A 22,668-nucleotide genomic window follows, 5' to 3' on the forward strand; every position below is an offset into this window, starting at 1 on the left:
ACCCACGCTTCTGGTAGGTGCCGACCTTGGTCGGCACGGTGTTTCATCGATCGACCAGGGGCAAGCGCCGACCAAGGTCGGCATCTACCAAAACCTGCCCGTGCCCGACGCTGGGATCAATCCCAGGCCGGCGCAATGCCTTCCGGATTGGCCAGGCGATGGCCGCGGTCCAGCTTGGCGATCTGCGCCATGTCGTCCTCGGTCAGGCGGATCGCTGCCGCTTCCAGGTTGCTGGCCAGGTTCTCGCGCTTGGTCGACGACGGAATGACCGCGTAGTCCTGCTGCAGCGCCCACGCCAGCGCGATCTGTGCCGGGCTGGCCTGGTGGCGGCCGGCGATGGCCTGGATCACCGGGTCCTTGATCACCTCGCCATAGGCCAGGCTCATGTACGCGGTGACGCGGATGCCGTTGTCCTGCAGGAACTTCACCAGCAGGCGGTTCTGCAGGTACGGGTGGATCTCGACCTGGTTGGTGGCGATCGCATCGGCGCCGAGGATTTCAATCGCCTTGCGGGTCTGGGCAATGGTGAAGTTGGAGATACCGATCTCGCGGGTCAGCCCCTGCGCCTTGGCTTCAGCCAGCGCGGTCAGGTACTCCTCCATCGGCGTATCAACCTTGTCGTTCGGCGACGGCCAGTGGATCAATGCCAGGTCGACATGGTCGGTGCGCAGCTTTTCCAGGCTGGTGCGCAGGCTCGCCAGCAGTGCGTCGCGCTTGAACTCGGTGATCCACACCTTGGTGGTCAGGTAGATCTCGTCACGCGGCACGCCGGACTCGGCGATGGCCTGGCCGACCTCGGCTTCGTTGCCGTAGATCTGCGCGGTGTCGATGGCGCGGTAGCCGACGTCCAGTGCGTTGCGCACCGAGTCGATCACGGTCTGGTCTTTCAGGCGGAAGGTGCCGAGACCGAAAGCGGGGACAGTCATGGGGAACTCCAAAGCGGGGGAAGGAGGTGATTGCAAAGGGTAGGGCAGGGGCCGTGTGCATGCCGGCAACGGTGCATTGCGCTCATCAATGCGCCGCAACGGTGATGCCTTCGGCGCGATCATCGATGCCGTCGCGACGGTCCAGGCGACCGCTCAGCACGGTCAGGCCATACGCGCCGACCACCACCAGCGCGCCCAGCCACGGTGTGTGCATCAGGCCGATGTGTTCGACCACCAGGCCGCCCAGCGATGCACCCAGCGCGATGCCGATGTTGAACGCGGCGATGTTCAGGCCCGAGGCCACATCGGTGGCCTGCGGTGCGTAGCGCTGTGCCTGCTTGACCACATACACCTGCAGGCCGGGCACGTTGCCGAATGCCACCGCGCCCAGTGCCAGTACGGTCAGCAGCATCAACCAGGTGTTGTGGGCGGTAAAGGTCATCACCAGCAGCACCACGGCCAGCAGCGCGAAGATGCGCTTCAGCGCGGGCACCGGGCCCATGCGGTCGGCCATGCGGCCGCCCCACAGGTTGCCGATCGCCACCGACACGCCATACACCAGCAGCACCAGGCTGACCGCGTTGGCCGAGAAGCCGGTGACGTCCTGCAGGATCGGCGTCAGGTAGGTGAAGGACAGGAAGGTGCCGCCGTAGCCGAGTGCAGTGATGGCGTAGACCATCAGCAGACGAGGCTGCGCAAGCACGCCCAGCTGCTGGCGGAAGGTGGCCGGCGCGCTCTGTGCCAGGCCGCGCGGCACGAACAGCAGGGCGCCCAGCAGCGCGATCACGCCCAGCCCGGCCACGGCCAGGAACGTGGCGCGCCAGCCCAGGTGCTGGCCGATGAAGGTACCCAGCGGTACGCCGGTCACCAGCGCCACGGTCAGGCCGGTGAACATGATGGCGATGGCACTGGCGGCCTTCTCCTTCGGCACCACGGCGGTGGCGATGATCGAGCCGATGGAGAAGAACACCCCGTGGGCCAGGCCGGTGAGGATGCGGGCGACGATCAGCGAGGTGTAACCCGGTGCCATCCACGCGATGACGTTGCCGAGGGTGAACAGCACCATCAGCGCGACCAGCAGGGTCTTGCGCGGCACACGGCCGGTGAGTGCGGTCAGCACCGGTGCGCCGACGGCCACGCCGAGCGCATACAGGGAGACCAGCAGGCCGGCCGACGGCAGGCTGACCTGCAGGTCGGCGGCGATGGTCGGGATCAGGCCGACGATGACGAACTCGGTGGTGCCGATGGCGAAGGCGCCGAGGGTCAGCGCCAGCAGGGCGAGCGGAATGCCACGGATCATGACAGTGTCCAGAGCGAAGGAAGGGGCGCAGTGTGCGCGGCCGACCTTTGCCGAAAAACCGGTCTTCACGCCAATCACTCTTGCCGCGTGGTCAATAATGGCCGCATGAAAACCACCCTCGACGAAATGCAGGCCTTCCTGGCGGTGATCGACAGCGGTTCGATCAGCGCCGCCGCCGAGCAGCTGGGGCAGACGCCTTCAGGCGTGAGCCGCGCGCTGGGCCGGCTGGAGGACAAGCTGGGCACCACCCTGCTGACCCGCACCACTCGCCGCCTGCACCTGACCGCCGAGGGCGAGGCCTACCTGCGTCATGCGCGGGCGATCATTGATGCAGTGGAGTCGGCCGAGGAACAGATGGCCGCGCGCCGCGAGCGCCCGGCTGGCCGGCTGCGGGTGGATGCGGCGATGCCGTTCGTGCTGCACGTGATCGCGCCGCTGGTGGCTGGCTACCGCGCGCGCTATCCGGAGGTGCAGCTGGAGTTGAACAGTTCCGAGCGCTACATCGACCTGCTGGAACGGCGTACCGACCTGGCGATCCGCATCGGCCCGCTGGCTGATTCCACGCTGCATGCGCGGCCACTGGGGCGCTGCCGGCTGCAGGTGCTGGCCAGCCCGGGCTACCTGGCCGCGCACGGGGAGCCGACCAGCGTGGCGGCGCTGGGCCAGCACACGCTGCTCAGCTTCAACGAACCGGAATCGTTGAATCGCTGGCCACTGCCGGGCGATGCCGATGGGCAGCTGCTGGTGCGCCCGGATATCGCCGTATCCAGTGGCGAGACGCTGCGCACGCTTGCGGTGGAAGGCGTGGGCATCACCTGCCTGTCCGATTTCGTGACCGAACGCGATCGTGCGGCCGGCAGGCTGGTGCCGGTGCTGGCCGCACAGACGCTGGATGTGTACCAGCCGATCCATGCGGTGTACTACCGCAACACGGCCGTATCGGCACGGATCAGCTCGTTCCTGGATTACCTGGGTGAAGCGATGGCCGCATCGGATTACCTGCGCTGATGTGAGCCGAGCGTAGGCTCGGCTCTACAGAGCCCGGAACGGTCGATGGCCCGGTGTAGGGCCGAGCCCGTGCTCGGCTGCCTGCAAAGGATCACGCCGCGCGCGCCAAGGCACCCTTCGCCGCCGCCGTGGTCGACAGATCGAACACATCCACCGAGTCGATCAACCGGTTCGCCTGCTGTTCCAGGCTGCGTGCCGCCGCGCTCGCCTCTTCCACCAGCGCAGCATTCTGCTGGGTGGTGCCGTCCATCTGGATGATGGTCTGGCTGACCTGCTCGATGCCCGCCGACTGCTCCTGCGAGGCAGCGGAGATCTCGGCCATGATGTCGGTCACGCGCTGCACCGAAGCGACGATCTCGGCCATGGTGTCACCGGCCTGGCGCACACGCTGCGTACCGTGGCCCACCTGTTCCACCGACGCCTCGATCAGCGACTTGATTTCCTTGGCTGCCGCCGCCGAGCGCTGCGCCAGCGTGCGCACTTCACTGGCGACCACCGCGAAGCCGCGGCCCTGCTCGCCGGCACGTGCTGCTTCCACCGCCGCGTTCAACGCCAGGATGTTGGTCTGGAATGCGATGCCGTCGATCACGCTGATGATGTCGGCGATCTGCCGCGACGAGCCTTCGATCGCATCCATCGTCGCCACGACCTGGCCGACCACTTCACCGCCGTGCGAGGCCACGCTGTGCGCACCGATCGCCAGCTGGTTCGCCTGCCGCGCATGCTCGGCGTTCTGGCGCACGGTGGAGGTCAGTTCCTCCATCGACGCGGCGGTTTCTTCCAGGTTCGCCGCCTGCTGTTCGGTGCGGCGGGACAGGTCGTTGTTGCCGGTGGCGATCTCGGCGGCGGCGGTGTGGATGTTGCCCGAGGCGTGCTTGATGTCGGAGACGATCGTGGCCAGCTGCGCCGCCGTGGCGTTGGCATCGCCGGCAATGCGGGCGAACACGCCCTGGAAATCGCCCTGCATGCGTGCCCCCAGGCGACCATCGGCAATGGCACGCAGCATGGTCGAGACCTCGCCGAGGTTGTGTTCGGTGCTCTGCATCAACCGGTTCAGGCCATCGACCATCGCGCGGAAATCATGCTCGAAGCGCGCGCTGTCGCCGCGCTGGTTGAAGTCGCCTGCGGCAGCGGCTTCGGCCAGGCGGCGGATCTCGCCGTTGATCGCACCGAGGTTGGATTTGACCGCATCCAGCGCCTGGGTGATCACGGCTTTTTCGCCCGGCAGGCGCTCCATGTCCAGGCTGAGGTCGCCCACCGCATAGCGGCCCATGATCGTGATCGCGCGCATCTTCACCTGGATGTGTGCATCGACCAGGGTGTTGGTATCGGCCACCATCGTGCCGTAGGCACCGGGGAAGGCGCTGCTGTCCATGCGGTGGCTGATCGTGCCGGCGTCGTGAGCCTTGGCCATCGCAGTCTGCGCGTCGAGCACGCCACGCAGGGTGCTCTGCACGGCCTGCATCGCCTGCGCCAGGCGACCGATCTCGTCGCGGCTGCGCACCTGCACGTGGTAGTCGAGATCGCCGGCAGCGACCGCACGTGCGGCCGCTTCCACGGCCAGCACCGGCTGCACCACGGCACGCCGCAGCCACCAGCCCAGGCCCATCAACAGCAGCACGGCCGCGCCAATGGTCAGTGCGGCGCACAGCAGCAGCGTCTGCCGTGCCTGCTGCGAGCGCGCGGTCACTGCGGTCTCGGCAACCGCGGTGGCACGCGTGCTCAGGGCATCCAGCGCGCTGGCCGCCGGACGGTCTTTGCCACGCACCAGCGAATCGCCGGCCGCAGGATCATAGTCGGCGTCAGCGAAGGCCTGCAGTGCCGCGTGGTAATCCAGCTGCAATTGAGCATGCAGGCCGGAAAACGCTTGAGCCAGTTCACGCGTGCGCGCATCGGGGCTGGCGGTCAGGCCTTTGGCCAGTTCGGCAACGAGGCGGCCTTCGCTGTCGAAGGCCTGCAGGTGGTGCTGGCGCAACGCGTCATCGTGGCCGCGCAGCAGCACGTTCTTCCATTCCTGCACCTGCCCGCGGAACTCACGCTGCAGGCGCTCGGCGTCGCGGCTGTGGGCGACCTCCGGGGGGACTTCGGTGGACAGCTTCAACCAGGCAGACGCGAGGCCCGCCAAGGCGCATACCAGGACAACGGCCAGACCAACAGAAACGGCGCCGAGCAGCTTCGACTGCAGCCGCGGCGCATGGGAAGAGGCTTTCATGGGACGAGATCTCGGAAGGGGTGCGATGCGGTATCGACCATCCTTTAGGTCTCTGAAGTGCGATGCGTGTCACATTCCCGTTCTGTTTAGTGATGTGAAGGATGTGTTTAATAGGACAAATGTGTCCAGATGGAACGAAAGAAGACTCTCGACAGTCGGTTTAAATGTAACTATTGTTGTTACATGAAATCCGCGAACCCGCTTTCCGACGCCCTGCATGTGATGGCCCATCTCGTCGGCCAGCCCGGGCCGCGGACCTCCGAACAGCTGGCCACCTGCCTGCCGACCCATCCGGTGGTGATCCGCCGCCTGCTGGCGCAGATGCACAAGGCCGGCCTGGTCCGCAGCGCGCGCGGCCACGGTGGCGGCAGCCAGCTCGCCCGCGAGGCGGCGACGATCACCCTGCACGACGTCTACCAGGCCATCGGCGCGCCGCCGATGGTCCAGGTCGGTACCCGCGAAGGCATGGGCGGCTGCCCGATCCAGCAGCTGGTCAACCAGGCCCTCCTGGAGAGTGCCCGCGAAGCGCAGCGCCTGCTCGAACAGCGGCTGCAGGCAACCACCCTCGACCAGCTGGGCGCCGACTTCGCCCGCCATCTTGCCCATCACCGTTCCCTGGAAGGCCACCATGAATCCTGATGTCCTCATCGTCGGCGGCAGCTACGCCGGCATCGCTGCCGGTCTGATCCTGGCGCGTGCGCGCCGGCCGGTCACGATCATCGATGCGGGCTCACCGCGAAACCGCTTCGCCAGCCATTCGCACGGCGTACTGGGCATGGACGGCATCAGTGGCGCCGAGTTGCTGAAGAACGCACGCCAGCAACTGCTGGATTACCCGACCGTGCGCTGGCTGAATGCCGAAGCCGTGCGGGCCACGGCCAACGCCGATGGCGTGGAGGTGCATACCGCCGACAGCCAGGTGCTGGCGGCGCGCAAGCTACTGCTGGCCACCGGCATCGCCGACCAGCTGCCCGATCTGCCCGGCATGGCCGAACGCTGGGGCAGCACCGTGCTGCACTGCCCGTACTGCCACGGCTACGAAGTGGGTGGCGGTTCGATCGGCCTGCTCGGCGGCCATCCGATGTCGGCCGGCAAGGCGCCGCTGTTCGCCGATTGGGGCAACGTCACCTTCTTCAGCCAGGGCCTGCCGCTCAGCGACGAGGAGCTGGCGGCCATGCAGCAGCGCGGCGTGCAGATCGAAACCACCCCGGTGGTCGGCGTGCAGGGCGATCAGCCCACCTGGCTGGAGGTCGAGCTGGCCGATGGCCGCCGCATCGCCCAGCGTGCGCTGTTCGTGCCCGCCGGCCAGGCGATGGCCACGCCGCTGGTGCAGCAGCTGGGCTGCGCGCTGGTGGAAAGTCCGCTGGGCGTGCTGATCGAGGTGGACATGATGAAACAGACCTCGGTGCCGAACGTCCATGCGGCCGGTGATGCGACCACGGTCGGCAACATCACCCTGGCCATGGCCGAAGGGGTGCGTGCGGGTATCGGCGTGCACCATGCGCTGGTCGGCGAAGACAGTCTGCCGCGTTGAGCTGCTGCATCCACGCGTGGCGTGGATCTACTGAACGGTGCCGACGTTGGTCGGCACCGTCCTTCCTCAGCCTTCCACGCTGGCCGCATCCAGCTGCGCCACGTCCTGCACGCTCAACGCGACGTTCGCCGCCGCCAGCAGGTCGTGCAGCTGTTCCACGCTGGTGGCGCTGACAATCGGTGCGGTGATCGATGGCCGCGCGATCTGCCAGGCCAGCGCGATCTGCGCGGCAGTGGCGTTGTGCTTGCTGGCCACATCATCCAGCGCCTGCAGGATGCGCAGGCCGCGCGGGTTCAGATAGCGCTTGACCACGGTGGCACCACGCGCGCTGCTCTTGCTGGCATCGTCGGGCGTGCGGTACTTGCCACTGAGGAAGCCACTGGCCAGTGCGTAGTAATTGATCACGCCGATCTGCTCGCGCTGCACCAGCGGTTCCAGTTCCTTCTCGTAGCCGGCGCGGTCGTACAGGTTGTACTCCGGCTGCAGGGTTTGGTAACGCGGCAGCTTGTAGTCGGTGGACACCTTCAGTGCTTCGGCCAGGCGCGTGGCGCTGTAGTTGGACGCACCGATCGCGCGCACCTTGCCTGCCTCGATCAGGCGACCGAACGCAGCCAGGGTGGCTTCCAGCGGCGTGGATTCATCGTCCTCGTGGGCCTGGTACAGATCGATCACATCGGTCTGCAGCCGACGCAGCGAATCCTCCACCGCTGCATTGATGTTGTCCGGGGTCAAGCCGGGCCGCTCGGCCCATTTGGCCACCTTGGTCGCCAGCACCACCTTGTCGCGCTTGCCGCTGCGCGCGAACCACTTGCCGAGCAGGGTCTCCGACTCACCACCCTGGTTGCCCGGCACCCACGCCGAATACACATCGGCGGTGTCGACCAGGTTGAAGCCGGCATCGACGAAGGCATCCAGCAGGGCGAAGCTGGCCTTCTCATCGGCGCTCCAGCCGAATACGTTGCCACCGAAGGCGAGCGGAGCTACATGCAGGCCGGAACGGCCCAGTTCGCGGATTGCCGTCATGGGCACGGACTCCTTGGGGGAAGTCCTTCAGGATAGAGCGCGATGTGTGACCGCGCTGCGGCGCTGACCACAAAACTGTGTTCCGCGACGCGCACGCGGCTAACGTTTTGTGAACACCTGCGGCGCGGCGGCTGCTAGTCTCGCCGCATCTTCCGCTGGAGTCGCCCCGATGATTGCTGCCTCATCCCTGCGTGGTTGCCGCGTGCTGCTTGCCTCGGCGCTGCTGGTCGCCGTTCCCGCATTCGCTGCACCGGCCACGGTCGCACCGGCAAAGATCCAGGTGTCGCCGGCGATCGATGCCGCGGTGAAGGCCTCGACCCGCGACCCGGCCAACGTCAAGCGCGACGGTTTCCGCCATCCTGCGCAGACGCTGGGCTTCTTCGGCGTGGCGCCGGAAAAGACCGTCATCGAGATCACGCCCGGCAATGGCTGGTACTCGGAAATCCTGGCGCCGCTGCTGCGCGACAAGGGCCATTACATCGCTGCGGTGGTCGATCCGCAGGCCGTGGCGGAAGGCCGCGGCCGCGACTACCAGCAGCGCAGCCGCGACAGCCTGGAAAAGAAGTACGCCGCGGCACCGGCACAGTTCGACAAGACCGCCGTGGTCGCCTACGACCCGGCCAAGCCGGTGTTCGGTGCAGCCAACTCGGCCGATGTGGTGCTGACCTTCCGCAACGTGCACAACTGGCGCAAGGCCGGCCAGGCGCAGGGCATGTTCCAGGGCTTCTTCAACGTGCTCAAGCCGGGCGGCGTGCTCGGCGTGGTCGAGCACCGCGCCAAGGCCGACGTGGCCGACGCTGACGACACCGGTTATGTGGGCCAGCAGCAGGTGATCGCGATGGCCGAGGCCGCTGGTTTCAAGCTGGACGCGCGCACCGAGGTCAATGCCAACCCGCGCGATACCAAGGACCATCCGAACGGCGTCTGGACCCTGCCGCCGACCAACCAGCATGACAAGGCGGACGACGCCAAGTACCAGGCCATCGGTGAAAGCGACCGCATGACCCTGCGTTTCGTCAAACCGTAAGCCGGCACGTCGTACTGCCAGCGCGGATTCCCCACTGTAGAGCCGAGCCCATGCTCGGCTCATCGCGCACAGCGCGGCGGAACGCAACAGCAGCCGAGCATCGGCTCGGCTCTACAGGTCGGTTGCACGACGCGCGGCATGGGACAATGCCTTACCCGCCGCCTGTCGTCCCCGCGATGCTGATTGCCTTCAACAAGCCGTTCAACGTGCTCTGCCAGTTCACCGACCGCAGCGTGCCGCCGCGGCCGACCCTCGCGGGTTTTGGATTGCCGCCGCGCGTCTACGCCGCCGGCCGCCTCGACCATGACAGCGAAGGCCTGCTGCTGCTGACCGACAACGGCACGCTGGCGCACAAGCTGACCGACCCGAAGCACAAGGCGGACAAGCTCTACTGGGTGCAGGTGGAAGGCACGCCCAGCGACGAGCAGCTGCAGCAGCTGCGCGATGGCGTGGTGCTCAATGATGGTCCGACGCTGCCGGCAAAGATCGAGCGCCTCGATCCTGCGCCTGAGCTGTGGCCCCGCGATCCACCGGTGCGTTTCCGCAAGACGGTGCCCGACAGCTGGCTGGCGATCACGATCCGCGAAGGACGCAACCGCCAGGTGCGGCGGATGACCGCGGCCGTGAACCTGCCGACGCTGCGCCTGGTACGTGCTGCCATGGGGCCGTACCGGCTGGATGACCTGCAGCCGGGGCAGTGGCGGCAGATCGGCTGAAAGAAAAGCTGAAAGAAAAAAGGCCGGAGGCCTTGCGGCGTCCGGCCCTCGTGCAGCGTCATGGGGTCAGAGCCCTTCCTGCGGAAGAGATCCGACCCCGGCCAATCAGGCGTCGCTGCCGATATCGCTGTGCTCATCGACCACGGTGTCGTTGCGGCGGTCGCGCGCATTGATGCGCTGGGCCTGGCCGTTCACGACATGGCCATTGGCGGCCTTCTTCTTCTGCTGCTTGCGGTACAGCGCGTAGCCCAGCAGACCCACGCCCACGGCAGCTGCCGCGATGGTTACCGCCGGATTGCGGCGGGCGAACTTGGTGGCGACCTTGCCGCCGGTCTTCACTGCGCCAAGCGCGGCGCCGGTCTTGATCCAGTCGCTGGCCTGCGGGCCGAGGTGACGCAGGCTGCCGCCAGCGCTCTTCAGGCCATCGCCCGCGGTATGGGCCAGGTCGAGGGCGCGCTCCAGGGCGCGGTCGGTGATTACGGTCAACTTGCTCATGCGGGGGTGTCCTTGCCTCGGGTCGAAGTCCAGTGTCGCCTGTTGCCCGTAAACGGTATGTCAGTCAGGCGGGCGCGTGGTGTGACTCTACCGCAGCCATTCAGGATCAGGCAGGTTGGGGTCGGATCCCTCTCCGTTGGCAAAGGGATCCGACCCCGCCACTCAGGTCCCGCGTGGCTTGGCCCGGTGGGTCGCCGTGGCCGTCCACGGATCGTCCGGCCACGGGTGGCGCGGGTAACGGCCCTTCATTTCCTTCTTCACCTCGGCATAGGTGTTCTCCCAGAAATTGCGCAGATCCTGGGTCACCTGCAACGGCCGACCACCCGGTGACAGCAGGTGCAGGGTCAGCGGCACCCGGCCATCGGCGATGCGCGGCGTGTCGGCCAGGCCGAACAACTCCTGCAGCTTCACCGCCAGCACGGGCGGTAGCGGCTCGCCGGTTTCACCGTCCAGCGCGTAGGTGATCGGCCGTTCCAGCCCTGACGGTACGGTGATCCGGGTGGGCGCGTGGCGCTCGACCAGCTGCCGCTGCGACCACTCCAGTGGCGACTTCAGCGCTTCGCCGAAACTGGCCTCGTCCAGCGCATCCAGACGTGTCCTGCCAGCGAACGCCGGCTGCAGCCACTGCGCACGGTTGGCCAGCAACGCGGCATCACTGCAGTCGGGCAGGCCCAGCTCGGGCATCCAGCGCCGCAGCGATTCCACCCGCGCCTGCCACTGGCGCAGACCCTCGGTCCATGACAACGCCTGCAGACCGAGCTCGGCAACGGCGTCGGTCAGCGCCTGCGACGCCTGCTGCGGATCAACCCGGCCGGCCGAACGGCTGTCCATCACGATGCGGTCGAAGCGTGTTTCGCGCAGCGCGACCAGGGCGTGGCGCGTGTCATCCCAGCGCACCGCGTCTTCGGTCACGAAGCGGTCGGGCCAGCACCTGCGCAGATAGCTTTCATCCACCGGTGCGGCGCGCAGCAGCAGTGCGTCGCGTGCTTCGAAGCGCAGTTCGCTGGCCACCAGCCACGGTTCGCCACGCAGGTCGCTCAGTTCATGCAGGCGGGCGCTGCGGCCATTGGCCAGCAGGTAACGCAGCGGGTCGTTCGGATGCTGGAACGCAATGCGGTCGGGGAAGGCGTGGGCCAGCAGGTCGCCGAGCTCGTGCGCCTCGATGCTGGTCGGCGGCGCGGCCTCACAGCGCAGGCGACGGCGCCACTGTTTGGCAGCAGCGTCGATGGCGGCAAGGCCACTGCGATTGGCATCGGCAGGCGCACGGCCATTACGGAAGGCCGCCAGTGCGCGCCAGCGCGCGGCCACTGCATCACCGCCCTGGCGCAATGGATCGCGGGCTTCCAGCAATGCGGCAAGATCGGCGGCCAAGGCCTGTGCGCGGGCATCGGGTGCGGCCAGCAGCATCGCGGCCATCCGCGGATGGGTGCCCAGCGCCAGCACGCGACGGCCGAGTGCAGTGATCGCGCCGCTGCTGGACAACGCGCCCAGGCGCTGCAGCAGTTCGCGTGCGGCGGCCATCGGACCGCTCGGTGGCGGGTCAAGGAAGCGCAGGTCACTGCTGCCCCAGGCGGCCAGTTCCAGCGCAAGGCCGGCCAGTTCAACCTGGTCGATCTCGGCGCGACGCTGCGGTTCCAGCCGTTGCGACTGCGGCCACAGCCGCCAGGCCACGCCCTCCGCCACACGCCCGGCACGGCCGGCACGCTGGTCGGCCGACGCCTGCGCGATGGCGACCACGTCCAAGCGGGTGAACCCACTGTTGGGGTCGTAGCGCGGCTCGCGCGCCTGGCCGCTGTCGATGACCACCCGCACGCCGGGCAGCGTCACCGAGGACTCTGCCACGTTGGTGGCCAGCACCACGCGGCGGCGGCCGTCGCTGGAGGCCTGCAGTACGCGCGCCTGCTGTTCCACCGGCAGTTCACCGTGCAGGGCCAGCACGTCCACCGCAGCGCCATCAAGACTGTCCTGCAGACCGGCCTGCACGCGTGCGATCTCACGTTGGCCGGGCAGGAACACCAGCAGGTCACCCGGTTGCTCGGCCAGCGCCTGCTGCACGGCACGCCGCACCTGCAGTTCCAGCGCCTCGTCACGCCGCGCCGGGAAGTGGCTGATCGCCACCGGATGGCTGCGGCCCTCGCTGCTCAACCGCGGTGCATCGAGGAAGCGTGCCAGCCGCTCGCCGTCCAGCGTCGCCGACATCACCAGCAGGCGCAGGTCATCGCGCAGCTGCGATTGCACGTCCAGCGCCAGCGCCAGGCCCAGATCACCACTGAGGTGGCGCTCGTGGAATTCATCGAACAGGATCGCGCCGACGGTCTCCAGCATCGGGTCGTCCTGCAGCATCCGGGTCAGGATGCCCTCGGTGACCACCTCGATACGGGTGCGCGCCGATACTTTGTTCTCGAAGCGGATGCGGTAGCCGACGGTGCCGCCGACCTCCTCGCCGAGCTGGCGCGCCATGAACATCGCGGCACTGCGCGCGGCCACCCGGCGCGGTTCCAGCAGGATGATCCTGCTGCCCTGCAGCCAGGGCGCATCGAGCAGCGCCAACGGCACCTGGGTGGTCTTGCCGGCGCCGGGCGGGGCTTCCAGCACCAGCCGCGGGTGCGCGGCCAGGTGCTGCTGGATCTGCGGCAGCAGCGGAGAGATGGGGAATTGCGGGACGTTCATCCGCAAAGGATAAGGGGCCATGGCGGGCACGGGTACAATGCGCGGGTTTTCCTGTCCCTGCTGCCCTCATGCATCTGATCGATATCGGCGCCAACCTGACCCACGACTCCTTCGACCGCGACCGCGACGCCGTGCTGGACCGCGCTCGGCACGCCGGTGTGGTGCAGATGATCATCACCGGTGCCAGTCGCGAGCATTCGCCGCTGGCCCTGCAGCTGGCGCAGCAGCACCCGGGTTTCCTGTACGCCACCGCTGGCGTGCACCCTCACCACGCGGTGGAGTACACCGACGAGTGCGATGCGGAGATGCGCGCGCTGCATGCCCACCCTGAAGTTGTCGCAGTGGGCGAGTGCGGGCTGGACTATTTCCGCGATTTCTCGCCGCGTCCGGCGCAGCATCGCGCGTTCGAGCGCCAGCTGCAGCTGGCTGCGGACAACGGCAAGCCCTTGTTCCTGCACCAGCGCGATGCGCATGCAGATTTCATGGCGCAGATGAAGAACTTCGAAGGCCGCATCGGTCCTGCCGTGGTGCATTGCTTCACTGGCGAGCGCCAGGAGCTGTTCGATTATCTCGACCAGGACTGGTACATCGGCATCACCGGCTGGCTGTGCGACGAGCGCCGCGGTGGCCATCTGCGCGAGCTGGTGAAGAACATTCCGGCCAACCGGTTGATGATCGAGACCGACGCGCCGTACCTGCTGCCGCGCACCCTGAAGCCGATGCCGAAGGACCGCCGCAACGAACCGGTGTTCCTGTCGCACATCGTGGAAGAGCTGGCGCGGGATCGTGGCGAGGATGTGCAGACCACGGCAGCGAACGCCACGGCCGCCACGCGTGCGTTCTTCCGCCTGCCTGACGCTGCCTGATCGGATAGTGCCGGCCGCTGGCCGGCAATCGAACCCTGCTGCCGGCCAGCGGCCGGCACTACCGGTCAGCCGGGAGCGCCGGGCCATGCCCGGCGAGCGAAGCGGCAAGATCCGTCAGCCCTTCCCGATACGTTGGAAACCGCGGCGTCCAATCCAGCGCTTCGCGCGTGCCGCGGCTGTCGATGCGCCTGTTGCTCTGGTAGAAGCGCCGCAATGTCGCGCTGAGCGATGGATCATCCCAGGCCACTGCCGGCGGCATGGCGAAACCTCCCAGCTGCGCGGCGAAGGCCAGCACCTCCTGCGACGGCGCCGGTTCGTCATCACTCGGCAGATACAGCGCATTGGCCATGGGGCGCCGCATCGCGGCGATCACCACGGCAGCCAGATCTTCGACATGCAGGCGATTGAACACCAACCCCGGCCGCACCACGTGCCGCGCGCGGCCCTGCGCCAACTGCAGCAGCGCATTACGCCCTGGGCCATAGAGGCCCGGCAGGCGGAACACGGCCGAGGCGATGCCGCGCGCCTCCGCCAGCGCACGCCACTGCGATTCGGCGAGTTGACGCTGCATGCCCACAGGCTCTGTGGCATCGGCAACGCTGCTCTCGTCGATCCAGCCGCCGTCGCGGTCACCGTAGACCGAAGTCGATGACAGGTAGCCGAGCCAACGCAGTGACGCGCTGTCGCGCAACGCGGCATGCAGCAAGCGCAGCGCTGGGTCGCCCTCGGCATCGGGTGGCACGCTGCACAGCACTGCGTCGGCATGTGCGATGGCATCGAGCAGGGCGGGTGACAGCGCAGTGCCGGCATGCAGCAGATGGCGCTGCAGGCCATCATCAGGTGCTGACGCCGGATCGCGCACCGTGCCTTCCACCCGCACGCCTTGGGCCTGAAGGTGCGCAGCCAACACGCGCCCACTCCAGCCCATGCCGAGGATCAGTACGCGCTTCGGCAACGGGCCAGGCAGGTTCATCGGATCACGCCGCGCGCTGGGCCTGATAAGCCTGCAGGCTGCTGTAGGCCACCTGCAGCAGCAACGCTTCCTGGCCCGCGGCGCGCGCACGCGCCAGCATGTCGCCAACGATCTGCGCGGCTTCCACCTGCTGGCCCGCTTCCAGGTCGCGCAGCATCGACGCCTTCAACGCCGAACCGGCCTGGGTCAGGGTACCGCGCGCGGTGTCCTGCGCCGCCTGCGGCACCGGTTCGCCCGCAGCTTCGGCCACCGCCAGGCATTCGTCATACAGGCCATGCACGATGGCCTCGCCGTTGTCGGTGGCGACGATGGTGCCGATGTCTGTACGCAGCAGGCAGGTAGCCGCAGCCAGCGCGGTGAGGAACGTGTACTTGATCCACTGTTCCTGGCCGATGTGTTCGCTGGCCAGATGATCGAGATTCGCCTGTGCACAGGCTGCAGCGAATGCCTGCACGCGCGCGGAGACCGCACCGCCATCGCGTTCGCCGAAGGTCAGCTTGGCCGGCTTGCCCAGATGCAGCACGGCACCATCGGGCGCCTTGGTCGCACTGATGAAGCACAGCCCGCCGAGCACTGCGTCGCGGCCGAAGCGTGCGTCGAGCGCGTTGTAGTGGTGCAGGCCGTTGAGGATCGGCAGCACGGTAGTGCCCGCGCCCACGGCCGGTGCGATGGCATCGATCGAGCTGTCCAAGTCGTAGGCCTTGCAGCTGAGGATCACCAGATCGAACGGCTGGGCCGCAGCCAGTGCAGGCAGGGCATCAGCGGTCACGTGCTGCACCGGGAACGTGGCATCTCCCACCGGGCTGCGCAGCACCAGGCCATCACGATCCAGTTGCTCGGCGCGGGGAGGGCGCACGAGGAAGGTCACGTCCACACCCGCCTGGGCCAGGCGACCACCGAAGTAACCGCCGGTACCGCCGGCGCCGAGGATCAGGATACGCATTGCACGCTCACTGCAGTTGGAGAATTCACTGCCGCGATTGTGCCGGAGTTTGCGGCCAACGGCTGCGTCCCTCGTGGTGGCTTGAAGCACAAGCCGTGTTTGGATCGGGCGGGGTGGGCTCGCGGGGGACGCCGTGAATACGTCCTTGTAGGCTTGGCCGCGCCATCCATGGCGCGGACACCCCCGCGAGCCCACCCCGCCCGAGCCCTGACGGTTTCCGTGTGCGTTCACCACGGAAGACAAAGAAGAAAATCAAAAGCAACAGCGGGTCGCTCCGCTCGGTTCTCTCGATCATCTTTCCGGTGGATCCACATCCATCAGATCGCAAACAAAAAGAGCCGAGCATCGGCTCGGCTCTACATGATCTCCAGCCATCCACGCATGGCGTGGATCTGCCGTGTCGACCAAGGTCGACACCCACCAACAGCAGTACAGACCGCCATTCCGGCAGCATCGGGAAACTGTCGAAGGCGGGGTGGTGTCGGGTTGCGGGGTGTCCGCGCCATGGATGGCGCGGCCAAGCCTACACGGACGTACTTGCGGCGTCCCTGCAACCCGACACCACCCTGCCAAACCAGGTATATCTCGCCGTTGACGTTGACGTTGCTCCGGCCTGCAGCGGGTGCAGGGCCGCAGGCCCTGCAGGACGTCCTCAGCTGCGCATGCCCACGCCACGGCGCAGCAACCACAGCGCCAACGCCGTCAGCACCACCACGAAACCGATCATCAGCGCATACGCCACCACCACCGGCACATCGCTGCTGCCCAGCAGGCCATAGCGGAACGCGTTGACCATGTAGAAGATCGGGTTCGCGTGCGTGGCCGCCTCCGCCCATGGCGGTAGCAGCTTCACCGAATAGAACACGCCACCCAGGTAGGTCAGCGGAGTCAGGATGAAGGTCGGCACGATCGCCACGTCATCGAACTTCTTCGCATACACCGCGTTGATGAAACCGGCCAGCGAGAAGATCGTCGCGCCCAGGATCACCGTGGTCAGCGTCACCAGCGGATGCGGGATGCGCACCGGGGTGAAGAACATCGCGATGATCAGCACGATCACGCCCACCATCAGGCCGCGCAGCACCGCACCGGCCACGTAGCCCCACAGGATCACCCAGTTCGGCATCGGGCTGACCAGAAGTTCTTCCACGTGGCGGCCGAACTTGGCGCCGAAGAATGACGAACTGATGTTGCCGTAACTGTTCTGGATCACGCTCATCATCACCAGGCCCGGCACGATGAACTGCATGTAGGTGTAGCCGCCCATGTCGCCCACGCGCGAGCCGATCAGGCCGCCGAAGATCAGGAAGTACAGGGTCATGGTGATCGCCGGAGGCACCAGGGTCTGGCCCCAGATGCGCATGATGCGGGCGACTTCGCGGCGCACGATGGTCATCAGTGCGATGCGGTTGCGCTGGCCGTCGGTCAGGACCGGAGTCGGGGTGCTGCTCATGCGGATGTCTCCTGGTTGCCGGTGAGGCGCACGAACAGTTCCTCCAGGCGGTTGCTCTTGGTACGCATCGAACGCACGCGGATGCCCGCCGCGTTCAGTGCCTCGAACACGCGGTTCAGATCCATCGCGCGCGGCATGTCGATGTCCAGCGTGTGGCCATCGGTGGCGATCAGGGTCGCACCCTCGATCACCGGCAGCTGCGCGGGCAGGGCGCCGTCGATGTCGAGCAGGAAGCCTTCCACATCAAGCTTGGCCAGCAGCTCGCGCATCGGGCCCTGGGTGACGATCTGGCCATGGTCGATGATGGCCAGGTTGCGGCACAGGTGCTCGGCCTCTTCCAGGTAGTGGGTGGTCAGGATGATCGTAGTGCCGGCGGCGTTGATCTCCTTCAGCACCCGCCACATGTCGCGGCGGATCTCGATATCCACGCCGGCGGTCGGCTCGTCCAGGATCAGCAGGCGCGGGCGGGTCATCATCGCGCGGGCGATCATCAGCCGGCGCTTCATGCCACCGGACAGGGTGCGGCTCATCACCTGCGCCTTCTCCCACAGGTGGGCGCGCTTGAGTTCGACCTCGGCCATCTGCTCGCCTTCCGCGCGCGGCACGCCGTAGAAACCGGCGTAGTTCACCAGGATGTCGAAGGGCTTTTCGAACAGGTTGAAGTTGATCTCCTGCGGCACCAGCCCGATCAGGCGCATGGTGGCGCTGCGGTTGCGCACCAGGTCGCTGCCGAACACCTCCACCTGGCCCTCGCTGAGGTTGACCAGGGAGCTGATGATGCCGATCAGGGTGGACTTGCCGGCACCGTTCGGGCCCAGCAGGGCGAAGAAGTCGCCGGGGGCTACTTCCAGCGAGACCCCTTTCAGGGCCTGGGTGCCGTTGTCATAGGTTTTACGCAGGTCGCGCACGCGCAGGGCGGGCGCCGTATCGTTCTGGGAAGCCAAGCTCGAAGCCTTCGCGCCCATGGGCTGGCGCTGGAGAGGGGCGGGGAAGGTCTATTATAGAAGACCCCGAGGGCTTGCCCCGGCTACACACTGTCCCGAAAAGTCGTGCCTGTCCAATTCCCCATCAAACTGGTCGACCGCCGCATGCTGGCGCCCTCCATCGGCCATTACCAGTTCGTGCGTGACGACGGCCAGCCGCTGGATTTCCAGCCCGGCCAGTTCATCCAGGTCCATTTCAGCTACGCCGATGGCACTGAAACCAAGCGCAGCTATTCGCTGGCGACCATCCACGACCACGCGCTGGGCCCGGGCGAGGCGGTGGATATCGCGGTCAGCTTCGTCCCCGGCGGCGCCGCCACGGCGCTGTTCGAGGCGCTGGACATCGGCGGCCAGGTCAGCGCGTCCGGCCCCTACGGCCGGTTCTGCCTGAACCCCGGCGACCACAACGGCCGCTACCTGCTGATCGCCACCGGTACCGGCGTCACCCCGTACCGCTCGATGCTGCCGCTGCTGGCAACGGCGATGGCCGAGCGCGGCGTGCAGGTGGTCCTGCTGCAGGGCGCACGCAGTCCGGGCGAGCTGCTGTACAGCGAAGACTTCTACAGCTTCGCCGAAAAGCACCCGAACTTCCGTTATGTGCCTTGCCTGTCGCGGGAACTGCCGGCCGAGCCGCACCCGGACGTGCACCATGGCTACGTGCAGCAGGCGCTGGCGGAGTTCACGCCGGACCCGGCCACCGACATCGCCTACCTGTGCGGCAACCCGGACATGGTCGACGCTTGTGCAGAAGCGCTGAAGGCGGCGGGCCTGGGCAATCCGCAGATCCGCCGCGAGAAGTACGTCAGCAGCAAGTAAGCCCGCTGCCGCCGGGATCAGGCCGGTGGCAAGGGGCGCGGCAGTACCTGCACCGAGGCTTGGGTGCTGCCCGCCAGTCCGGCCGTGTCTATGGTCAGATGCCATTGGCCCGAAGAAGGGACCGTGAGGTGGAAGGGTGACGTGTTGACCAGCCCGCCGTGGAACTGATGCCGCCGCCCATTCCGGTAACTGGCCAGATTGCTTGGTGTCATCAAGCGGACATTGGCGGCGCGGGTCAGTGTGATTTCAATCACGTCACCCGCCTGCAGGATTCCAAGGTCCCATTTCACGTAGTTCATCTGCATCTGCCTTCTGGATGGCCGTTGCGAGTGCAGGCCGCTGTGATCAGTGGAGGCAGCCAGCGGCTGCCCCCGGCTCCTTCCCGGTCAGTACGGCACCCAGGCATCGCGCCAGGCCGAGCCCACGCCCGGCCGGTACGCCTCGGCATTGACGTTGCACCACGCGCCTTCCGGGAACGGGCGGCAGGCGTAGAGCTTGCCGTCGCTGCTCTTCACCACGGTCTGCCCGGGCACGTAGCTGCCGATGCCGGCCGGATAGATGAAATCGAAGTCGCCCGGCGGCTGCACCGGATCGGGCGCCTTCGTATCCAGCTGGAACCGATGCCCCTGCGCCAGGTAGACGCGGTTTGCCGTTGCTGAGGCAATCGGCGTGATCACACCATTCTCCAGCAGGCCGATGCGGGCATACCGCGCACCTGCATTGACCGCACGGGCCAGAGTCAGCGGCCACTGCGTTGGCAGCGTCTGGCCAGTGGTCAGTGTGGTGTTGATGCGTTCCAGATCATTGCCGTTCGCGTTGAACACGCGCAGGGTGAGGGTCGTACCCGCGTCCAGGGCTCCGCGCGCGGTGACAGGGCCGGCATCGTGCCATTGCGGCGGCGGCGTTACACCACCGCCACCCTCGAAACGCACGTCCATGCAGGTGTAGAACGCCTCGGCCGAATCCGAGCGCTGCCAAGTGTTGTAGATCAGATGCTGCCCGGTGCGCTGGGGCAACGGGCAATCCAGCTTGTAGACACCACCTTCCGACAGTGGCACGTTGCCCAAGGTGCAGAACTCCTGCAGATCCGACCAGCCCACGGGCGAACCTGGCTGCCATCCTTCGCGCGTCACATAGAACTTCCAGTCACGGGTGGCATGCGGGGCGGGGGCAAGAAATTCAAAGGTGTAGCGGCCGTTGCCATCGGCGCGGATCGGAGTGGTCGACCAGTCGGACCGATCAAGATCCAGACCGCGGTACTTGCTGTTGCCACCGCTGCACAACTGTCCGTCCGGCACCACGGCCTGGTGATTGCCGTTGGCATTGGCCTGGTTGATGCCGGACCAGTCATAGAAGGGCTGTGCGCCACCGATCGCTTTTGCGGCGGCACACGCCGGATTGGTCGGGTTCTCCGGATTGCCCTGGTAGCAGGCATAGACCCGGCTGGTGGGTTTGGACATGGTGCCGTGTGCCAGCGCGCTGGCAGAGGCGCCCAGGCTGGCGATGGCAGCCACCGCGAGAGCAAGTCGATTGAGCGGTTGCATGATGGGGATCCTGTGGACGGTGGAAGGTCCAGCGAGTGTCCACACGATGCACAGCGCTAACCATTCAACGATTCCGAAAAGCTGCAGGCTGCGACGGGATGTGCAGTGCCTGCGCGAACGGGTTAACACTTCAAGCCGGACCCGCAGGTCTGCATCTGCCCGACTGCAGAAGCGGGGCGGCACGTGCGCGCCGCTCCCGCTCCATCTCTCACTCACTCAGTACGGCACCCAGGCATCGCGCCAGGCCGAGCCCACGCCCGGCCGGTACGCCTCGGCATTGACGTTGCACCACGCGCCTTCCGGGAATGGGCGGCAGGCGTACAGCTTGCCGTCGCTGCCCTTCACCACGGTCTGTCCGGGTACGTAGCTGCCGATGCCGGCCGGATACACATGGTCGAAGTCACCGCCGGGCGATGGCGTGCCCGGGTCCGGCACCTTCGTGTCCAGCTGGAAGCGATTGCCGTCCTTCAGGTACACGCGGTTGTCGGTGGCCGAGGCGGCCGGCGTGATCGCGCCGTTGCTGAGCACCCCCACGCGCGCATGCTGGGCACTGGCGTTGACCTTGCGGGCCAGCGCCAGCGGCCACTGCGCCGGCGTGGTCTGGCCTGCGGCCAGCGTGGCTTCCACACGTTCCACGTCGTTGCCGTTAGCATTGAACACGCGCAAGGCCAACGTGGTGCCCACCGGCAGCTCGGTACGCGCGGTGACCGGCCCGGCATCCTGCCACTGCGGCACCGGCGTGGTGCCGCCGCCGCCTTCAAAGCGCACATCCATGCAGGTGTAGAACGCTTCGGTCGAATCCGAGCGCTGCCAGGTGTTGTAGATCACATGCTGGCCGCTGCGCTGCGGCAGCGTGCACTGGAGCTTGTAGGTGCCATCGGCCGACAGCGGCGTATTGCCCAGCGAGCAGAATTCCTGCAGGTCGGCCCAGCGCAGCGGGCTGCCCGGTTGCCAGCCGGCGCGGGTGACGAAGAACTTCCAGTCACGCGTGGCATGCGGGGCGGTGGCTTTGAACACGAAGGTGAACCTGCCGTTCGCATCGGGCTGGATCGGCGTGGTCTGCCAGTCGCTGCGATCCAGGTCCAGGCCGCGGAAGGTCGGGTTGTTGCCACTGCACAGCTTGCCGTCGGGCACCACGGCCTGGTGGTTGCCGTTGGCGTTGGCCTGGTTGATGCCGTTCCAGTCGTAGAACGCCTGCGAGCCGGCCACTGCCTTGGCGGCAGCGCAGGCCGGGTTGGTGGGGTTTTCCGGGTTGCCCTGGAAACAGGCATAGACGCGGCTGACCGGGGTGATCATCGTGCCGTGTGCGGCCGCGTTGCCGGCAACGCCAACACCGGCGCCAACGAAGGCGGTAGCCAGCAGCAAGGGGGTGTATCGCAGAGACATGGCGCATCCTTGTGATCGTCGAAGGGAGCGGTGACCGCAGCAGCCGCGCTGTGCCACGCGACGGACAGTGGGCGGTACCGCCGCGAGTATCGAGCGGCGATGCACCGCGGGAAACCACGTCAACGCCGATCCGTGACTACGTGTGTGAAGCCTTTCCCGCAGGCTTCACGCCACACTGAACGAATGCGTTGGCGGTCACGCCTGCATCGCGGCAACGATCACGTTCGTGCGCACCGTCATGACCGTTGATTGCCGACCCGATCCACTTGGCACGAAAAGCATCCATGCCCTGCGTTGTGCAGTTGCACGAAGGCCACCGTCGCATCGGCGAACAACCGGTCCAGGTGCGCAGCAACCTCGGTGCCCTGGCAGACCAGGCCGCTCAGCATGAAGTCCGCGCTGTCATAGGCACGCACTGACATCAGCCGACGGTGCACGTAGGCAGGTACCACGCCTGCCGGCAGCACGCAGCGGATGGCACCACGCTGCACGAAGATCGGGCCCGAGGCGCGGTACGGCGACTGCGAGGCCAGGTGTGTGTATGGCAGCAGAAGCAGTTCCGCACCCGCAGGCGCGTCGGTCAGGCTGACCCTGCAGGGGTAGCCGCCGCTGTCGCCGGCGCGTCGCCGCACGATTCCCTGTGCGGCCAAGGCGTCGTCGCTGGATTCGAAAAGCGCTTCGAACGGCTGGTGGTCGATGCCACTGAGTTGCCACGAATGCATGGAGTGTCTCCCGGTTTTCCGCGCATTCTGTCGGCGACACGGGCTGCGTGCTCGCCATTTTCCGCCACCGG

At 67.0% G+C, this 22,668-nt stretch carries 21 protein-coding genes; 7 read left to right on the forward strand and 14 right to left on the reverse strand.

Going from position 1 to position 22,668, the window contains the following annotated elements:
* Positions 1–116: 116 nt before the first annotated feature.
* Complete coding sequence (dkgB, locus tag MRBLST15_RS17195) at positions 117–926, reverse strand: 2,5-didehydrogluconate reductase DkgB (protein ID WP_099819865.1); 810 nt, start codon at positions 924–926, stop codon at positions 117–119.
* An 85-nt stretch (positions 927–1,011) separates the two neighbouring features.
* Positions 1,012–2,226, reverse strand: a complete 1,215-nt coding sequence (locus MRBLST15_RS17200) for an MFS transporter (protein ID WP_089237714.1) — start codon at positions 2,224–2,226, stop codon at positions 1,012–1,014.
* A 105-nt stretch (positions 2,227–2,331) separates the two neighbouring features.
* On the opposite strand from MRBLST15_RS17200, the gene MRBLST15_RS17205 reads away from it, so the two are divergent.
* Positions 2,332–3,234 (forward strand): LysR family transcriptional regulator, encoded by a 903-nt coding sequence (locus tag MRBLST15_RS17205; RefSeq protein WP_265951650.1) that lies wholly within the window; start codon positions 2,332–2,334, stop codon positions 3,232–3,234.
* Positions 3,235–3,325: 91 nt separating this feature from the next.
* Here MRBLST15_RS17205 and MRBLST15_RS17210 read toward each other — a convergent pair whose 3' ends face one another.
* Positions 3,326–5,446, reverse strand: coding sequence for a methyl-accepting chemotaxis protein (locus tag MRBLST15_RS17210; RefSeq protein ID WP_367786984.1), 2,121 nt, complete (start codon positions 5,444–5,446; stop codon positions 3,326–3,328).
* 183 nt (positions 5,447–5,629) lie between these two features.
* Between MRBLST15_RS17210 and MRBLST15_RS17215 the strand changes: the two genes are divergently transcribed.
* Complete coding sequence (locus MRBLST15_RS17215) at positions 5,630–6,085, forward strand: Rrf2 family transcriptional regulator (protein ID WP_367786986.1); 456 nt, start codon at positions 5,630–5,632, stop codon at positions 6,083–6,085.
* The gene (locus MRBLST15_RS17220; protein ID WP_367786988.1) at positions 6,075–6,980 is read left to right on the forward strand and encodes an NAD(P)/FAD-dependent oxidoreductase; all 906 of its coding nucleotides are present in this window, start codon (positions 6,075–6,077) and stop codon (positions 6,978–6,980) included. Before MRBLST15_RS17215 ends, MRBLST15_RS17220 begins: the two co-directional genes overlap by 11 nt.
* Positions 6,981–7,046: 66 nt before the next feature.
* On the opposite strand, the gene MRBLST15_RS17225 is transcribed toward MRBLST15_RS17220, so the two are convergent.
* Complete coding sequence (locus MRBLST15_RS17225; protein WP_367786990.1) at positions 7,047–8,003, reverse strand: aldo/keto reductase; 957 nt, start codon at positions 8,001–8,003, stop codon at positions 7,047–7,049.
* A gap of 169 nt (positions 8,004–8,172) precedes the next feature.
* Here MRBLST15_RS17225 and MRBLST15_RS17230 point away from each other — a divergent pair, with 169 nt between their 5' ends.
* Both MRBLST15_RS17230 and MRBLST15_RS17235 read left to right on the forward strand, forming a co-directional pair.
* On the forward strand, positions 8,173–9,030 hold the full coding sequence (locus tag MRBLST15_RS17230) for a class I SAM-dependent methyltransferase (protein ID WP_089237702.1): 858 nt from the start codon (positions 8,173–8,175) through the stop codon (positions 9,028–9,030).
* 176 nt (positions 9,031–9,206) lie between these two features.
* A complete protein-coding gene (locus MRBLST15_RS17235) occupies positions 9,207–9,746 on the forward strand; it encodes a pseudouridine synthase (protein WP_100462038.1) in 540 nt (179 codons plus the stop codon).
* A gap of 105 nt (positions 9,747–9,851) precedes the next feature.
* Here the strand turns inward: MRBLST15_RS17235 and MRBLST15_RS17240 are convergent, their stop codons facing one another.
* Positions 9,852–10,241, reverse strand: coding sequence for a hypothetical protein (locus tag MRBLST15_RS17240; protein WP_025877588.1), 390 nt, complete (start codon positions 10,239–10,241; stop codon positions 9,852–9,854).
* Between the two features lie 162 nt (positions 10,242–10,403).
* Entirely contained in the window at positions 10,404–12,911 is a 2,508-nt protein-coding gene (gene hrpB / locus MRBLST15_RS17245; protein WP_367786992.1) for an ATP-dependent helicase HrpB, read from the reverse strand.
* A 68-nt stretch (positions 12,912–12,979) separates the two neighbouring features.
* Here hrpB and MRBLST15_RS17250 point away from each other — a divergent pair, with 68 nt between their 5' ends.
* Complete coding sequence (locus MRBLST15_RS17250) at positions 12,980–13,777, forward strand: TatD family hydrolase (protein ID WP_367786994.1); 798 nt, start codon at positions 12,980–12,982, stop codon at positions 13,775–13,777.
* Between the two features lie 58 nt (positions 13,778–13,835).
* Here MRBLST15_RS17250 and MRBLST15_RS17255 read toward each other — a convergent pair whose 3' ends face one another.
* The 4 genes from MRBLST15_RS17255 to MRBLST15_RS17270 all read right to left on the reverse strand — a co-directional run bounded on the left by MRBLST15_RS17255 (position 13,836) and on the right by MRBLST15_RS17270 (position 18,111).
* A complete protein-coding gene (locus MRBLST15_RS17255) occupies positions 13,836–14,750 on the reverse strand; it encodes an NAD-dependent epimerase/dehydratase family protein (protein ID WP_367786996.1) in 915 nt (304 codons plus the stop codon).
* 4 nt (positions 14,751–14,754) lie between these two features.
* Entirely contained in the window at positions 14,755–15,693 is a 939-nt protein-coding gene (gene panE, locus MRBLST15_RS17260) for a 2-dehydropantoate 2-reductase (protein WP_367786998.1), read from the reverse strand.
* Positions 15,694–16,345: 652 nt separating this feature from the next.
* Positions 16,346–17,146, reverse strand: coding sequence for an ABC transporter permease (locus tag MRBLST15_RS17265; RefSeq protein ID WP_088101854.1), 801 nt, complete (start codon positions 17,144–17,146; stop codon positions 16,346–16,348).
* Entirely contained in the window at positions 17,143–18,111 is a 969-nt protein-coding gene (locus MRBLST15_RS17270) for an ABC transporter ATP-binding protein (RefSeq protein WP_367787000.1), read from the reverse strand. Before MRBLST15_RS17270 ends, MRBLST15_RS17265 begins: the two co-directional genes overlap by 4 nt.
* An 84-nt stretch (positions 18,112–18,195) precedes the next feature.
* Between MRBLST15_RS17270 and MRBLST15_RS17275 the strand changes: the two genes are divergently transcribed.
* Positions 18,196–18,945 carry a ferredoxin--NADP reductase gene (locus MRBLST15_RS17275; RefSeq protein WP_089237690.1) on the forward strand — a complete coding sequence of 250 codons (750 nt, stop codon included), beginning with the start codon at positions 18,196–18,198 and terminating at the stop codon, positions 18,943–18,945.
* A gap of 17 nt (positions 18,946–18,962) precedes the next feature.
* Here MRBLST15_RS17275 and MRBLST15_RS17280 read toward each other — a convergent pair whose 3' ends face one another.
* From MRBLST15_RS17280 to MRBLST15_RS17295, 4 genes are all read right to left on the reverse strand, one after another.
* Positions 18,963–19,244, reverse strand: coding sequence for a DUF1883 domain-containing protein (locus tag MRBLST15_RS17280; protein ID WP_265951174.1), 282 nt, complete (start codon positions 19,242–19,244; stop codon positions 18,963–18,965).
* An 87-nt stretch (positions 19,245–19,331) separates the two neighbouring features.
* Positions 19,332–20,489, reverse strand: coding sequence for a lytic polysaccharide monooxygenase (locus MRBLST15_RS17285; RefSeq protein WP_367787003.1), 1,158 nt, complete (start codon positions 20,487–20,489; stop codon positions 19,332–19,334).
* 216 nt (positions 20,490–20,705) lie between these two features.
* Positions 20,706–21,875: a lytic polysaccharide monooxygenase gene (locus tag MRBLST15_RS17290; protein ID WP_265951176.1), complete on the reverse strand. Its 1,170-nt coding sequence runs from the start codon at positions 21,873–21,875 to the stop codon at positions 20,706–20,708.
* A 236-nt stretch (positions 21,876–22,111) separates the two neighbouring features.
* Positions 22,112–22,597 (reverse strand): DUF1203 domain-containing protein, encoded by a 486-nt coding sequence (locus MRBLST15_RS17295; protein WP_312705457.1) that lies wholly within the window; start codon positions 22,595–22,597, stop codon positions 22,112–22,114.
* Positions 22,598–22,668 lie beyond the last annotated feature (71 nt).

This window comes from Stenotrophomonas sp. LST15-1-1.1, assembly GCF_040815575.1.
Lineage (GTDB): Bacteria > Pseudomonadota > Gammaproteobacteria > Xanthomonadales > Xanthomonadaceae > Stenotrophomonas > Stenotrophomonas lactitubi_B.